14 protein-coding genes, 1 tRNA gene, 2 rRNA genes, 1 other RNA gene and 1 other annotated feature (2 of these 19 running past the window's edge) are annotated in these 15000 nt (G+C 38.5%); of the genes, 4 read left to right on the top strand and 14 right to left on the bottom strand.

Annotation, left to right across the window (positions count from 1 at the left end; all coding sequences use genetic code 11):
- From recR to tadA, 5 genes are all read right to left on the bottom strand, one after another.
- Positions 1–440, bottom strand: the 5' portion of a protein-coding gene (recR, locus tag EGX95_RS26440) for a recombination protein RecR (RefSeq protein WP_000559169.1). Its footprint begins 157 nt before the window's first position; 440 of the gene's 597 nt are visible here — the first part of the coding sequence; its start codon is at positions 438–440; its stop codon lies beyond the left edge, outside the window.
- 14 nt (positions 441–454) lie between these two features.
- Complete coding sequence (locus EGX95_RS26435) at positions 455–781, bottom strand: YbaB/EbfC family nucleoid-associated protein (protein ID WP_001996460.1); 327 nt, start codon at positions 779–781, stop codon at positions 455–457.
- A gap of 25 nt (positions 782–806) precedes the next feature.
- Entirely contained in the window at positions 807–2495 is a 1689-nt protein-coding gene (gene dnaX, locus EGX95_RS26430) for a DNA polymerase III subunit gamma/tau (RefSeq protein ID WP_000121556.1), read from the bottom strand.
- Between the two features lie 132 nt (positions 2496–2627).
- An RNA gene (gene ffs / locus EGX95_RS26425) (signal recognition particle sRNA large type) lies at positions 2628–2892 on the bottom strand.
- A gap of 79 nt (positions 2893–2971) precedes the next feature.
- The gene (gene tadA / locus EGX95_RS26420) at positions 2972–3472 is read right to left on the bottom strand and encodes a tRNA adenosine(34) deaminase TadA (protein WP_000439014.1); all 501 of its coding nucleotides are present in this window, start codon (positions 3470–3472) and stop codon (positions 2972–2974) included.
- Positions 3473–3579: 107 nt separating this feature from the next.
- Here tadA and EGX95_RS26415 point away from each other — a divergent pair, with 107 nt between their 5' ends.
- From EGX95_RS26415 to EGX95_RS26405, 3 genes are all read left to right on the top strand, one after another.
- The gene (locus tag EGX95_RS26415; RefSeq protein WP_000798733.1) at positions 3580–4119 is read left to right on the top strand and encodes a cysteine hydrolase family protein; all 540 of its coding nucleotides are present in this window, start codon (positions 3580–3582) and stop codon (positions 4117–4119) included.
- 125 nt (positions 4120–4244) lie between these two features.
- Positions 4245–4880, top strand: a complete 636-nt coding sequence (locus EGX95_RS26410; RefSeq protein WP_000148224.1) for a deoxynucleoside kinase — start codon at positions 4245–4247, stop codon at positions 4878–4880.
- Between the two features lie 2 nt (positions 4881–4882).
- Positions 4883–5551 (top strand): deoxynucleoside kinase, encoded by a 669-nt coding sequence (locus EGX95_RS26405; protein WP_001053585.1) that lies wholly within the window; start codon positions 4883–4885, stop codon positions 5549–5551.
- A 35-nt stretch (positions 5552–5586) separates the two neighbouring features.
- Here EGX95_RS26405 and EGX95_RS26400 read toward each other — a convergent pair whose 3' ends face one another.
- The 7 genes from EGX95_RS26400 to guaB form a co-directional block, all read right to left on the bottom strand.
- The gene (locus EGX95_RS26400; RefSeq protein WP_000364209.1) at positions 5587–5979 is read right to left on the bottom strand and encodes a sigma factor-like helix-turn-helix DNA-binding protein; all 393 of its coding nucleotides are present in this window, start codon (positions 5977–5979) and stop codon (positions 5587–5589) included.
- Positions 5980–6145: 166 nt separating this feature from the next.
- Positions 6146–6238 (bottom strand) — tRNA-Ser (locus tag EGX95_RS26395).
- A 156-nt stretch (positions 6239–6394) separates the two neighbouring features.
- Positions 6395–7669 carry a serine--tRNA ligase gene (gene serS / locus EGX95_RS26390; protein ID WP_000884180.1) on the bottom strand — a complete coding sequence of 425 codons (1275 nt, stop codon included), beginning with the start codon at positions 7667–7669 and terminating at the stop codon, positions 6395–6397.
- Between the two features lie 51 nt (positions 7670–7720).
- Positions 7721–7942: a binding site (T-box leader), on the bottom strand.
- A gap of 54 nt (positions 7943–7996) precedes the next feature.
- A complete protein-coding gene (pdxT, locus tag EGX95_RS26385; RefSeq protein ID WP_000238781.1) occupies positions 7997–8587 on the bottom strand; it encodes a pyridoxal 5'-phosphate synthase glutaminase subunit PdxT in 591 nt (196 codons plus the stop codon).
- Positions 8588–8605: 18 nt separating this feature from the next.
- A complete protein-coding gene (pdxS, locus tag EGX95_RS26380; RefSeq protein ID WP_000186156.1) occupies positions 8606–9493 on the bottom strand; it encodes a pyridoxal 5'-phosphate synthase lyase subunit PdxS in 888 nt (295 codons plus the stop codon).
- Positions 9494–9654: 161 nt separating this feature from the next.
- Positions 9655–10962, bottom strand: coding sequence for a D-alanyl-D-alanine carboxypeptidase DacA (dacA, locus tag EGX95_RS26375; RefSeq protein ID WP_012644137.1), 1308 nt, complete (start codon positions 10960–10962; stop codon positions 9655–9657).
- A gap of 113 nt (positions 10963–11075) precedes the next feature.
- Positions 11076–12539 carry an IMP dehydrogenase gene (gene guaB, locus EGX95_RS26370; RefSeq protein ID WP_000264079.1) on the bottom strand — a complete coding sequence of 488 codons (1464 nt, stop codon included), beginning with the start codon at positions 12537–12539 and terminating at the stop codon, positions 11076–11078.
- A gap of 115 nt (positions 12540–12654) precedes the next feature.
- On the opposite strand from guaB, the gene EGX95_RS26365 reads away from it, so the two are divergent.
- Positions 12655–13656, top strand: a complete 1002-nt coding sequence (locus tag EGX95_RS26365) for a YaaC family protein (RefSeq protein WP_000554276.1) — start codon at positions 12655–12657, stop codon at positions 13654–13656.
- A gap of 35 nt (positions 13657–13691) precedes the next feature.
- On the opposite strand, the gene rrf is transcribed toward EGX95_RS26365, so the two are convergent.
- Together rrf and EGX95_RS26355 are read right to left on the bottom strand one after the other, a co-directional pair.
- A 5S ribosomal RNA gene (gene rrf, locus EGX95_RS26360) occupies positions 13692–13807 on the bottom strand.
- Positions 13808–13857: 50 nt separating this feature from the next.
- A 23S ribosomal RNA gene (locus EGX95_RS26355) occupies positions 13858–15000 on the bottom strand (it continues 1780 nt past the right edge of the window).

Below are 15000 nucleotides of genomic sequence, written 5' to 3'. Positions count from 1 at the left end.
ATATTAGGATTTGTTGCTAATATTACTTCTTGTACTGTTTCATCGTGTAGTCGTTTTAAAAGTTGTGGGATATTAATGTCCTCTGGTCCAATTCCCTCCATTGGAGAGATAGCACCACGTAACACATGATATACACCTTGATACTCTTTCATCTTTTCCATCGCGATTACATCTTTCGGTTCTTGCACGACACAAACAACTGATTGATCTCGATGTGAATCGTTACAAATATAACAAGGGTCACGGTCAGTAATATGCCCACATACAGAACAATATGCTAAGTCTCGCTTCGCATTTACAAGTGCTTTTGCAAAACCTAACACATCATCTTCTTTCATATCTAATACGAAAAATGCCAATCGAACCGCTGTTTTCGGTCCGATTCCTGGCAACTTCATAAAACTATCAATTAGTTTTGATATTGGTTCTGGATAATGCATATATCAATATCCTCCTAGAACATTCCACCCGGTAAGTTTAGGCCTTTTGTAAATTTACCCATTGTAGAGTTTGAAAGTTCATCAGCTTTTTTAAGTGCATCGTTCGTTGCAGCTAACACTAAGTCTTGTAACATTTCGATATCTTCTGGATCTACAACTTCTTCTTTCACTTTTACTTCAAGAATTTGCTTATGACCATTTGCAATAACTGTGATCATACCGCCGCCAGCTGTACCTTCAACTGTTTTTTCGCCAAGTTCTTCTTGCGCCTTTGCCATTTCCTTTTGCATCTTTTGCATTTGTTTCATCATGTTATTCATATTTCCCATTCCGCCACGCATCATAATTAATTCCTCCTAATTATTATTACTCTTTTATTTCAATGAGTTCTTGCCCTACTAATTTTACAGCCTCCTCTATAAGAGGATCTTCTTTTTTCTCTGGACTTTCTTCAGAACTTCCGCCTTCACGCTGTAAAAAATCTTCACGGATTTTACCCCATTCACTTTTTGGAATGGCAATCATATTTAATCTTTTACTTAGCAGTTCAAATAAAGCTTGTTCCACTGTATCCATAGCCTCTCGATTTTCGCTTGCCATTTTACAGTGAATCTCATATTGGAACGCTAAAACGTAAGTATCATCCGAAGCCGCTACTGGTTCGCTATTTTCTAACAAAACGGCAAACGCCACTTTATTGTATGATTTGAGCCTTCCTAACAACTCACCCCATACAGCTTTTAATTGTTCTAAATCTTGACGCTTCGCTTGCTTTAATACTTCATTTACGCGTCCAACAGGAATCTTCATACTTCCTGTCCGTACTGGCTTTGGTGCTGCACGCGTCTCTCTAACTTCCTGCGGCACACCAACCGGCACACCATTCTTCTTGACTTGTTCTAACTCTTTCTCCAATTGCTGCATCCTGTTCATAATTGCTTGTAAACGATCTGCACCATTTGCTTGCATCATGAACTGTTGACACAGTTGTACCATAACAACTTCTAAGAAAATTCGCGGATGGTTTGTCCACTTCATTTCCTGCTGTCCCTTACTAAGAGTATGAATAATTTCATAGATTACTTCCGGTTGCATTTCTTCACTTAACATTCGGAATTGCTCATCTACCATTACTCTTTCCAACATATGTTCCAGTTGTGGTGAAGTTTGATATAAAAGCATATCACGATAATAGTAAATGAAATCTTCCATAAAGCGAACTGGATCTTTCCCTTTACCCATCATCTCATCTATGATACGTAATGCTCTTGATACATCATTTTCACGTATACATTCTACTAAGTTGCCTAAGTATTGCTGAGAAACAGACCCTGTTACAGCTAATACATCTTCTGTCGTAACAGTCTCATCACTATAAGATATTGCCTGATCAATAAGACTAAGCGCATCACGCATACCACCTTCAGCGGCACGTGCAACGATTTGTAACGCTTCATCTTCTACTTGCGTACCTTCATTGTTTACAACTGTCGATAATCTCTCAACAATATCATTTACTGATATCTTTCGAAATTCGAAACGTTGGCAACGCGAAATAATTGTAGGCGGTATCTTATGCGGTTCTGTTGTCGCCAAAATAAAGATGACATGTCCTGGCGGTTCTTCTAACGTTTTTAAAAGCGCATTGAAGGCACCCATAGAAAGCATGTGAACTTCATCAATAATGTATACTTTATATTCTACAGCACTTGGAGCATATTTTACTTTATCTCTAATATCTCGAATTTCATCTACACCGTTATTTGAAGCCGCATCGATTTCTAATACATCTGAAATAGATCCTTGTGTAATCCCCAAACAAGAAGGGCATTCATTACAAGGTTCAGCTACCGGAGCATGTTCACAGTTAATTGCTTTTGCAAACACTTTTGCAATTGTCGTTTTTCCTGTTCCCCTCGGCCCAGAAAATAAATAAGCATGTGAAACTTTCTCTTGAAGAAGGGCATTTTGCAACGTTTTTGTTACGTGCTTTTGACCGACTACATCTTCAAACTTTTGCGGTCTCCATGTTCGGTATAACGCTTGGTATGACACGAAAATACGGCCTCCCTCAAAGGTTATTATCTCATTTATTATAACCCATTCTGTTTATAGATTCCAAAAGTTATTTTCTATACAAAAAACCCACCTTAGTATTAAGGTGAGTTTTGTATACATATATAACTGCCGTGCACCTTCTGTCGATTACGTACCATAAGCGTTACTTAAGCAGTTAGCTCGGTTCAGGCACTCCTGCGGCACACGAGAAGACCCGCTTATTGCTGCTTCCTTCCGGACCTGACAAGGTTCACGGGGTCCCGTTGCGCAGGACCCAAACGTCAACACCACTTACTTAAGGCAGGCCTTACAGCAACATAACCTCGAGAAGGGATTCGGCCTCGCTAGAGCGGATTGCGAGTATAGGGCACCGCTACCTCCCCGCTTAGCACGGCAAAGTTAAAACCAATATTCGGTTGCCTTCATTAAAGGCACTATCAGTATAACTTGTTTTTTTATAAAATGCAAATACGTTAATTCTCTTTGCTTTTCTCTAAATTTTTAATCGCTTTTCTTTTTTTACGAAGCTCTCTAAAAAAGTTCGTTAATAGCGTACCGCACTCCTCTTCTAATACACCAGCTACTACTTCACATTGATGATTAAAGCGTTCATCCGTTAACAGATTCATCAATGTCCCTGCACATCCACCCTTCGGATCACTTGCGCCATATACAACTCGCTTTACTCGTGATAAAACAATTCCACCTGCACACATCGGACAAGGCTCTAATGTTACATATAACGTTGCATCTTCTAAGCGCCATGTCCCTAATTTTTTGCACGCCTCATCAATAGCTAACAACTCAGCATGAGCTATTGATCTTTGTTCAGTCTCCCTTAAATTATGAGCAACACTAATTACTTCACCATTTAATACTATAACTGCACCAATCGGTACTTCTTGTATTGCCTCTGCTTTTTTAGCCTCTTCTATTGCTAACTGCATAAAATAAATATCTTGATCACGTTCCATAACATAGTCCTTTCATTACAAATAAAGTACACTTATTTCCATTTACTACACATGGGATAACTTTTACATATTCAATCCACCCTAAGAAAAAAGAGAGGGGATTACATATGAAGAATACTGCCTTACTCATTATCGATATGATTAATGATTTTCAATTTTCACATGGGCCCATCCTAGCCCAAAAATGCGAAATTATAACCAAACCTATTTTACAATTAAAGAAAACAATGAAATCCTTCGGTTGCCCAATCATTTATATTAATGACCATTATCAACTTTGGAGATCTGATATTGACCAATTGATTACTCATTGTACAAATGAGTATAGTGAAAATATCATTCATCAGATCTCTCCAAATGCTGATGATTACATTTTTATTAAACCACATTACTCTGCTTTTTATGAAACACCTTTAAATTCTTTATTAGGCTATTTAAAAATAGAAAATCTAATATTAACAGGAGTCGCTGGGAATATATGTATCCTTTTTACAGCTAACGATGCTCATATGAGGAATTATACACTGTATGTACCACAGGACTGTATTGCATCTAATGATGATCAGGATAACCTGCATGCTTTAAAAATAATGGAAACCACATTAAAAGCAAATATAGTACCGTCGTCTCAAATAAAATTTAATTAATACATATATCTATTTTCTAACTTTTTATATCAAATTAACCCGCTCGCTTCCCTCTTGTGCTACAATAATTCTGTTTTGTGTTTTTAGTAGTCACGGTAAATCACTGATTGAAAGGAGGAAACAGCGTGACCGGAGTACCATTTATCACGGTTGAAGGACCAATTGGTGTTGGAAAAACTTCACTTGCGAAGGAAATTTCAACTCACATGCAACTCCACTTACTGAAAGAGATTGTTGATGAAAACCCCTTTTTAGGAAAGTTCTATGAAGACATCGACGAATGGAGTTTTCAAACAGAGATGTTCTTTCTTTGTAATAGATACAAACAATTAGAAGATATTAACATAAAGTATTTGAATCAAAGGAAGCCAGTAGTAGCGGACTACCATATATTCAAAAACGTAATTTTCGCATCCCGTACATTAAAAGATTCTCAATATGACAAGTACATGCAAATCTATCGTATCCTTACACAAGATATGCCTGTTCCAAACGTTATCGTTTATTTAACAGCTAGCTTAGAAACATTACAAAAGCGAATCGCAATGCGCGGAAGAGAATTCGAAAAAAATATGGATCCAAATTACTTACTACAGCTCACAAAAGATTACGAAACAGCAATGGATGCTTTTAAAAAAGACCATCCAGATATCCCAGTATTGAAATTTAATGGAGACGATATGGATTTTGTAAAAAATCCTGATGATTTAAACGTCATCCTATCTGCCCTTCAAAATACTCTCTTAAAGGAGTCGAAATAATAATGAATTTAAGGCAAAAATATGATATCCCAAATGACGCAGTAATCACTATCGCTGGAACAGTAGGTGTCGGTAAATCCACTATGACAACTGCATTAGCTAACGCTTTAGGGTATCGCACGTCATTTGAAAAGGTAGATTCTAACCCGTATTTGGACAAGTTCTATGCTGATTTCACACGCTGGAGCTTTCACTTACAAGTATACTTTTTAGCAGAACGATTTAAAGAACAAAAAAGAATTTTTGAATACGGCGGCGGTTTTGTTCAAGATCGCTCTATCTATGAAGACACTGGCATTTTTGCAAAAATGCATCACGAAAAAGGTACAATGACGGAAACTGATTATGAAACATACAAAGGTTTATTTGACGCTATGGTCATGACTCCTTACTTCCCTCATCCAGATTTACTCATTTACTTAGAAGGTTCTTTCGATGATATCGTTGATCGTATCCAAGAACGTGGACGTCCGATGGAACAGCAAACACCAATTGAGTATTGGAAAGAGATGCATGGGCGTTATGAAAACTGGATTAATAACTTTAATTCATGCCCTGTTTTAAGATTAAACATTAATGAATATGATATTTTAAAAGATGGTGATTCCATTGAACCAATCATTAAAAAAATCGGCCATTTTTTAAAACAAACACGTAAACTTGTAAAATAAAAAACCCGTGCATACGCACGGGTTTTTCTATTAAATTACTTCTTCTTTGTTGGAGCAATAATTTCACTCTCAGGTTTTCCAGCGTTAATACGCTGACGAACAGTACTTGTACTAATATCGTACGCCTCAGCAATCTCTTTAACAGTCATTTCTTTCCCGTTAATTACTGCTGTTAATACTTTACCTGTACGTTTTGGAGCTGCTTCTTTCTTTACAGCTTCTTTTTTAACTTTTTTTGGTGCCTCTACTTTTGTTGCAGTTTGCTTTACATTACAAGTGCAACCACAAAGTTTACGGAATGTATCATCGCTAATAATGCGTGATACATTTGCACCACTGTTTAAAATTCTATTGTTCTTACAGACAGGACATTGTACATAATATAAAGTTTTTCCATCTAAAGGAAACGTTTGTATAATAAGATCCATGTTGACTCCTTTCATATCTATGAAGATAATCATCGGAATATGAGTGTGTAATAAGGACAATATATCCTTACCCCATACTTTATGATTGGTTTTAAAATAAAAACTCGTTACGTGTTGGTAACGAGTTCTCCAATCTCCACTTATATGCGCTGTTGTCAATTATATCTGGAGGAGGTAGAGGGATTCGAACCCCCGCGCGACTCTCGCCGCCTGTCGGTTTTCAAGACCGATCCCTTCAGCCAGACTTGGGTATACCTCCATATTGACATCAAATATAATATCAAAAGAAAAACAGTTAGTCAACCCTACTAAAATAAATTATGAGGAAAGGAAAATTTTACTTTCCCTCTCCTACATTATAGTACTGACAACGCTCATAATTACCAATCACTCATACCGATGAATGTTTATAAATTTACTTAATAACTGTTTTTCCTCCCATATAAGGGCGAAGAACTTCTGGAATTATAATTGTACCATCTTCTTGTTGGTAGTTCTCTAAAATAGCTGCCACCGTACGTCCAATTGCAAGACCAGATCCATTTAATGTATGAACATGTTCTGGTTTGCCATTTGGTTCACGACGGAAACGAATGTTTGCACGTCTCGCTTGGAAAGCCTCGAAATTACTACAAGAAGAGATTTCACGATATGTGCCATAGCTTGGAATCCATACTTCGATATCGTATTTCTTCGCTGCTGTAAATCCTAAATCGCCTGTGCACATGCTCATAACGCGATATGGCAACTCTAATAATTGTAACACGCGTTCTGCATCATTTGTTAGTTTTTCTAACTCTTCATAAGAATCTTCTGGTTTTACGAACTTTACAAGCTCTACTTTATTGAACTGATGCTGACGAATTAAACCACGTGTATCACGGCCGGCTGAACCTGCTTCAGAACGGAAACAAGAGCTAAATGCAGCATATCTTATAGGCAATTGATCTTTATTTAAGATCTCATCACGGTGCATATTTGTTACAGGTACTTCAGCTGTTGGAATTAAGAAGTAGTCTTCACTTTCAATACGGAATGCATCTTCTTCAAACTTCGGAAGTTGTCCTGTCCCTGTCATGCTTGCACGGTTTACCATATAAGGAGGTAATACTTCTTCATATCCATGCTCATCAGTATGAAGATCAAGCATAAAGCTAATTAAAGCACGCTCTAATCTTGCGCCAGCACCTTTGTAGAATACGAAGCGGCTTCCTGTTACTTTTCCAGCACGTTCAAAATCTAGAATTCCTAAATCTGTAGCAAGATCCCAATGTGGTTTTGGTTCAAAAGCAAATTCCTTTACTTCTCCCCAAGTGCGAGCTACTACATTATCATCCTCTGTTTCACCAACTGGAGCAGATTCGTGAGGAATATTTGGAATAGATAGCATCAATCTTTCTAGATCTTCTTCAACTGTACGAAGTTCATTATCAAGATCTTTTACTTTTTCTCCAACTTCACGCATTTCTAAAATTAGAGCTTCTGCATCTTTCTTTTCGCGCTTCAATACAGAGATTTGTTGAGATACTTCGTTACGTTTACTTTTTAGTTCCTCTGTTTGAACAAGTAGTTCTCTTCTTCTCGTATCCAACTCTTCAAAGCGACCAAAATCAGTTAAATCTTCGCCTCTATGCTGTAACTTAGCTTTTACTTCTTCAAAATTTGTACGTAAAAATTTAATATCAAGCATTATATACTCCTCCTTTTATTTTATAAAACACAAAAAACTCCCGTCCCTATATAAAGGGACGGGAGTTAACCCGCGTTGCCACCCTAGTTGAAAGCATTACCACTTTCCTCTCAAGTAGAAATAACGGCTCTTCACCGGGAATGTTTACTAATCATAAAGATATTCCACATTCCATTCCAGGATGGATTCACAAACTGTTTCTATCGATTTCCACCAACCATCGACTCTCTATAAGAAACGACATTTGTTACTACTTCCTATCAACACGCTTATTTTATAAAATTGTTACCATCAATTTACTATAATCTTATACAAGTTGCAAGTTACTTATACAACTTTTTTCATTTTCGCTTCTTTTACCATTTCTACAAAGTATGCTGTTACACGATGGTCATCCGTTAATTCCGGATGGAAAGAAGCAGCTAAAAACGGCCCTTGCCTTACCGCTACCATTCGATCACCATGTGTAGAAAGTACCTCAACATTATCCGCTACATTTACAACATACGGGGCACGAATAAATACGCCAACAAAATCTTCTCCCACACCTTTAATAGAAAGTGCAGCTTCAAAGCTATCTTTTTGACGTCCAAACGCGTTACGCTCAACTGTAATATCCATAGCACCAATATGTGCTTCGTCATAGCCAATAAGTGTTTTTGCAAGAAGAATCATTCCTGCACATGTACCAAACATTGGTTTACCAGACTTCGCGAATGTACGAAGTGGTTCCATGAAAGCATACTTATCAATAAGACGGCGCATAGTTGTACTTTCACCGCCTGGTAAAATAAGACCATCAATCTCTTCAAGTTGTTCTATACGCTTTACAACAACAGCTTCTGCACCACTTGCTTCAACTGATTTTACATGTTCACGAACTGCACCTTGAAGACCTAGTACACCGATTTTCACCATTTTAAAGTTCTCCTTCAATTACCATCCACGCTCTTGCATGCGTTGCTCTGGTAGTAACGTTGAAATTTCAATACCTTTCATCGCATTACCTAGTCCTTTAGAAAGGCTTGCAATTAACTCGTAATCCTCATAATGAGTTGTCGCTTCAACGATTGCACGTGCAAATTTCGCTGGATTCTCTGATTTAAAGATACCAGATCCAACAAATACACCATCCGCACCAAGTTGCATCATTAACGCTGCATCTGCTGGTGTTGCTACACCACCTGCTGCAAAGTTTACAACCGGCAAACGACCAAGGCGTTTAATTTCAAGTAGTACTTCATAAGGAGCACCAGTATTTTTTGCATATGTCATTAACTCATCTTCACGTAGACTTGCAACTTGACGGATTTCTGCATTGACTTGACGCATATGACGCACTGCCTCTACAATGTTTCCGGTTCCTGGTTCGCCTTTTGTACGAAGCATAGATGCACCTTCTGCAATACGACGTGCAGCTTCTCCGATATCACGGCAACCACATACAAATGGAACTGTGTAATCACGTTTATTTAAATGGTATACTTCATCTGCTGGAGTTAATACTTCACTCTCATCGATATAGTCTACCCCTAATGATTCTAATACACGTGCTTCTACAAGGTGACCGATACGGCATTTTGCCATAACCGGAATTGACACTGCACCCATAACTTCTTCAACAATTGTTGGGTCTGCCATACGAGAAACGCCACCTGCTGCACGAATATCTGCTGGTACACGCTCTAATGCCATAACGGCAACTGCGCCTGCCTCTTCTGCAATTTTTGCTTGTTCAGCGTTAATTACGTCCATAATAACGCCGCCTTTTTGCATTTCTGCCATTCCACGTTTTACACGTTCTGTCCCTGTTACATTTGTCATGTTACAAAAACCCCCCTAGGTGAATTGCTTTTCCCCGTTAAAGGCGAAAATTAAGAATACTCTTACATTCTACCACTAACTATCAGATGCTTGTCTACTACTTTTTCATAAAGTCGGTATGAAAAATAGGAATAAAAAAAAGCCCCTACAATGAGGAGCTTTTAAAACCAACCTTTTACTGTATCAACAGCACTATTCCATATACCACTAAAGAAAGAACCAATTCCGCGCATAGCACGAGTAAACCAGTTTGCTTCTTCTACTTCAGCTGTTGTTACAAGATCCACTTGCAACGACTTACCAGTTAAAAATCCAGGATCGTTTGTATCTTTTGGCGTAATTACCATTTGACCAAGCGCAGCTCCCTTTTTAATAGGTGCCTCTTGTCCCTTACTTGATTCTTTTAATTCTGTTTTATAAACATCTTTACTTCCTTTTGGTACTGGAAGTGAAATGGCTTGTTTCGTTTGAACTGCTACATCTTTGTCTTTCGCATTTTCTACTCGTACTGTTTCTTGTCCTTTTACTGAAGAACCTTTTTTATACATTTGTTTCATTTCAAAGTTAGCAAATCCATAATCATATAGCTTCTTTGTTTCATCAAAACGTGCTGTATGAGAACTTGTTTTAATCACTACAGAAATAAAACGCATACCGTTTCTTTCAACTGTACCAGTGAAGCAATCTCCCGCTTCTGGAGTTGAGCCTGTTTTTAGGCCATCTACGCCATCATATTCTTTAACTAAGCCCTTTAACATCCAGTTCCAGTTCGACATTGCAAACTTCTCTTTTTCTGGACGGAATTCTTTTTTCGGGATTTTTGCTGTATCTAACACTTTTGGATAATCTTTAATTAAATGTTGTGCTAAAGTTGCAACATCCTTTGCAGACATTTTATTTTCTTCATCCGCTGTTGTTCCTTCTGGATGCATTCCCTTTAAATCTTTATTCGTTAAACCTGTAGAATTGACAAATTTATAATTTTTCAACCCTAGTTCTTTCGATTTATCATTCATCATTTTTACGAAATCTACTTCTTTACCTGCAATTGCTTCTGCTAATGCAATCGTTGCACCATTTGCAGAGAAGATTGCCATTGCCTCGTATAACTCTTTTACTGTATAAGAGCCACCATTTTCTAATGCCACATTTGATAATGAAGCATCCTGTGAAACTTTATACGCATATTCAGAAACCTTAATTTTCTGATCCCACTTAAGCTTTCCTTTATCCACTGCTTCGTGAACTAAATACTCACTCATCATCTTCGTCATACTAGCAATGGATAATAATTCATCAGCATTCTTTTGATATACAATTTTTCCAGAATTCGCTTCAACTAAAATTGCCGCACCTGCTTCAATATTTAAAGCAGCTCCTGTTTCAGCTGATGCATTGCTATATGGTAACAACATACTACACGCTAGTGTAAGCATTGTTACTAGTGCAATGAATCTTTTGCAAAACATACCTTTCACTTTTGCTACCCCCAATATCTATGTACTCACATAACCGTTATTCTAACATAATCAAAAAAAAATAGACAGAGATATAAAATCTCCGTCTATTTATATATAAGACATTATAATGAGTAGTTTGGAGCCTCTTTTGTAATTTGTACATGATGAGGATGACTTTCAAGTAAACCAGCACCTGACATACGAACAAATTGTGCATTCTCACGTAAGAATTCTAAATCTTGTGCTCCGCAATATCCCATACCTGCACGTAATCCACCAACTAATTGATGAACTGTATCTGCTAAAGGTCCTTTATATGGTACTCGTCCTTCAATACCTTCTGGAACAAGTTTTTTATTTCCTTCTTGGAAATAACGATCTTTACTTCCTTTTTCCATCGCTCCGACAGAACCCATACCACGATATACTTTAAATTGGCGACCTTGATAAATTTCAGTTTCACCAGGACTTTCAGCAACACCAGCAAACATACTACCTAGCATAACAACATGTGCTCCTGCTGCTAAAGCTTTAACCATATCACCAGAGTACTTAATACCACCGTCAGCGATAACTGGGATACCGTGTTTACGAGCTTCTGTTGCACAATCATAAACCGCTGTTAATTGTGGTACACCAACCCCAGCTACAACACGTGTTGTACAGATAGAGCCTGGTCCAATACCAACTTTAACTACGTTTGCCCCTGCTTCAATTAATGCTCTTGTTGCTTCAGCAGTAGCAACATTTCCAGCGATAATATTTAATGATGGATACTTTGCACGAACTTCTTTTACTTTATCAATAACGCCTTGAGAATGTCCATGGGCTGTATCAAGTACGATTGCATCTACGCTAGCTTTTACTAATGCGTCAATGCGAGTCATAGCATCAGCCGTTACACCAACTGCTGCTCCAACTAATAAGCGCCCTTGCTTATCCTTCGCAGAATTTGGGAATTCAATTACTTTTTCAATATCTTTTATTGTAATAAGCCCTTGTAATACACCGTTGTTATCAACAAGAGGGAGTTTTTCAATTTTATACTTTTGTAGGATCTTTTCAGCCTCATCTAGCGTTGTACCAACTGGAGCTGTAATTAGCTGTTCTTTTGTCATTACGTCGGAAATTTTGATTGAGTAGTCTTGGATAAAACGCATATCACGGTTTGTAATAATACCAACTAATTTTCGCTCGTCTAAATTATTTACAACCGGTACACCTGAGATACGATATTTCCCCATAAGGTGCTCTGCATCATACACTTGATGTTCTGGAGTTAAAAAGAAAGGATCTGAAATAACACCACTTTCAGAACGTTTTACTTTATCAACCTGCTCGGCTTGTTGTTCAATAGACATATTTTTATGAATAATTCCTAAACCGCCTTGACGAGCCATTGCAATAGCCATATCCGCTTCTGTTACTGTATCCATTCCTGCACTAATTAACGGGATGTTTAACTGTAAGCTTTCAGATAAAACTGTTTTAACACTTACTTCTCTTGGTAGTACATCTGACTTTGCTGGTACAAGTAATACGTCATCAAAAGTCAAACCTTCTTTAACAAATTTAGATTCCCACATAATTGTTCCCCCCATGATACCAGAAATTATTATTAGTAGCTTATCAATTGGTTAAAATACTGTCAAGGACGTATATATATGTTAGAATTTTTAGACAATAAAAGGAGCGTAATATATGCATCAAACACATTGTACTTGGCAGCAATTAAGTTTCTTCTTTTCATCTCAAAATGTACAACGTTATCTTGCCCGTTGTTATGAAAAATCCTCCATACAAAATGCTGAAAAAAAAAGTTTTGAAAATTGTTATCCCTTTATTTATTACTTAGAACATGGGAAAAATTATTATGAATTATATAAGGTAGCTCCCTTTTCAATTCAGCCAATGTTATTGTTTTATGGAATGAGCCAACTTTTTAAAGCATGCTTATTAACTATTGATCCGAACTATCCTGAATCCACTACTGTTTTAGCTCATGGTGTTACGACTCGTAAGCGGAAAAAACAGGGATATCAATTTTTAGAAGATGAGGTAAAGGTACAAAAAAATGGATTATTTACTCATGTGGCAGAACAACTGTTTCACATGAAACACTTAGAATCAGAGAAGTTTAGCATGTTGGATTTAATGGGGAATATTCCTGAATTACAAAACTTATTTCGCTATAGTCAACGAGGTGCCACTTTGTATAAAATTGATTCAACAAATGCAAATGAACTTTCCTTTTCAGTCAATATACTAGATCGACTTCATATGACTTCAGAAAGATTTTCACGTTATATTGAATCAATTTGTAAGCACTTATCCGTGCAACATGTTACTGGGAAAACGAGCGCCTCCAATTTGCTTTTTACAGCTCCTATTCAATCGTGGAATCCTATATATAGTACGCCTTTATACTACGAATACCTCGCTGATACTTATTACTTACCACTTACAACTGACCCTAGAAATCCTAAACCCGTATTACCTGAACTTCTTGTTCACTATTTATTGCTCTACAATTTAAGTATGATTTCTAGATATGAAACAGATTGGTGGTATGATTTACTTGGAAGCTATGGCTCTGAAGATTACCCATTTATTTATCAATTTCTTACTATTTCGGCTCAAAAAATTCCTTACTACATTTCGAATTTTTTACTAGCAGAACCGAGCCTATTTCATGGGAAATAAAAAAAACACAAGTCAAAAGACTTGTGTTTTTAGTTGCTTGGCGACGTCCTACTCTCACAGGGACAAGGTCCCAACTACCATCGGCGCTAGAGAGCTTAACTTCCGTGTTCGGTATGGGAACGGGTGTGACCTCTCTGCCATCATCACCAAACTATTGAAGGCATATTCCTTCAAAACTAGATAACATTTGCTACATATTATATGGTTAAGTCCTCGATCTATTAGTATTCGTCAGCTCCACATGTCACCATGCTTCCACCTCGAACCTATCAACCTGATCATCTTTCAGGGATCTTACTAGCTTACGCTATGGGAAATCTCATCTTGAGGGGGGCTTCATGCTTAGATGCTTTCAGCACTTATCCCTTCCGCACATAGCTACCCAGCTATGCCCTTGGCAGAACAACTGGTACACCAGCGGTGCGTCCATCCCGGTCCTCTCGTACTAAGGACAGCTCCTCTCAAATTTCCTACGCCCACGACGGATAGGGACCGAACTGTCTCACGACGTTCTGAACCCAGCTCGCGTACCGCTTTAATGGGCGAACAGCCCAACCCTTGGGACCGACTACAGCCCCAGGATGCGATGAGCCGACATCGAGGTGCCAAACCTCCCCGTCGATGTGGACTCTTGGGGGAGATAAGCCTGTTATCCCCGGGGTAGCTTTTATCCGTTGAGCGATGGCCCTTCCATGCGGAACCACCGGATCACTAAGCCCGACTTTCGTCCCTGCTCGACTTGTAGGTCTCGCAGTCAAGCTCCCTTATGCCTTTGCACTCTACGAATGATTTCCAACCATTCTGAGGGAACCTTTGGGCGCCTCCGTTACACTTTAGGAGGCGACCGCCCCAGTCAAACTGCCCACCTGACACTGTCTCCCGGGTCGATAAGACCCGTAGGTTAGAATTTCAATACAGTCAGGGCGGTATCCCACCAGCGCCTCCACCGAAGCTAGCGCTCCGGTTTCAAAGGCTCCCGCCTATCCTGTACAAACTGTACCAAAATTCAATATCAGGCTACAGTAAAGCTCCACGGGGTCTTTCCGTCCTGTCGCGGGTAACCTGCATCTTCACAGGTACTATAATTTCACCGAGTCTCTGGTTGAGACAGTGCCCAAATCGTTACACCTTTCGTGCGGGTCGGAACTTACCCGACAAGGAATTTCGCTACCTTAGGACCGTTATAGTTACGGCCGCCGTTTACTGGGGCTTCAGTTCAGAGCTTCGCTTACGCTAACCCCTCTCCTTAACCTTCCAGCACCGGGCAGGTGTCACCCCCTATACTTCGCCTTACGGCTTCGCAGAGAGCTGTGTTTTTGCTAAACAGTCGCTTGGGCCTATTCA

Source organism: Bacillus sp. FDAARGOS_527 (assembly GCF_003812125.1).
Taxonomy (GTDB): domain Bacteria; phylum Bacillota; class Bacilli; order Bacillales; family Bacillaceae_G; genus Bacillus_A; species Bacillus_A paranthracis.
Note: the sequence above shows the minus strand (reverse complement) of the source record. Positions and strands in the feature narration are given on the sequence as shown.

Excerpts from the sequence above, each read along its gene's own strand:
- serS (WP_000884180.1), bottom strand. The coding sequence starts at position 7,669 with ATGCTTGATATTAAATTTTTACGTACAAATTTTGAAGAAGTAAAAGCT.
- EGX95_RS26415 (WP_000798733.1), top strand. The coding sequence starts at position 3,580 with ATGAAGAATACTGCCTTACTCATTATCGATATGATTAATGATTTTCAA.
- EGX95_RS26365 (WP_000554276.1), top strand. The coding sequence starts at position 12,655 with ATGCATCAAACACATTGTACTTGGCAGCAATTAAGTTTCTTCTTTTCA.
- EGX95_RS26400 (WP_000364209.1), bottom strand. The coding sequence starts at position 5,979 with ATGGATCTTATTATACAAACGTTTCCTTTAGATGGAAAAACTTTATAT.
- EGX95_RS26435 (WP_001996460.1), bottom strand. The coding sequence starts at position 781 with ATGCGTGGCGGAATGGGAAATATGAATAACATGATGAAACAAATGCAA.
- tadA (WP_000439014.1), bottom strand. The coding sequence starts at position 3,472 with ATGGAACGTGATCAAGATATTTATTTTATGCAGTTAGCAATAGAAGAG.
- dacA (WP_012644137.1), bottom strand. The coding sequence starts at position 10,962 with ATGTTTTGCAAAAGATTCATTGCACTAGTAACAATGCTTACACTAGCG.
- pdxS (WP_000186156.1), bottom strand. The coding sequence starts at position 9,493 with ATGACAAATGTAACAGGGACAGAACGTGTAAAACGTGGAATGGCAGAA.
- guaB (WP_000264079.1), bottom strand. The coding sequence starts at position 12,539 with ATGTGGGAATCTAAATTTGTTAAAGAAGGTTTGACTTTTGATGACGTA.
- EGX95_RS26405 (WP_001053585.1), top strand. The coding sequence starts at position 4,883 with ATGAATTTAAGGCAAAAATATGATATCCCAAATGACGCAGTAATCACT.
- pdxT (WP_000238781.1), bottom strand. The coding sequence starts at position 8,587 with ATGGTGAAAATCGGTGTACTAGGTCTTCAAGGTGCAGTTCGTGAACAT.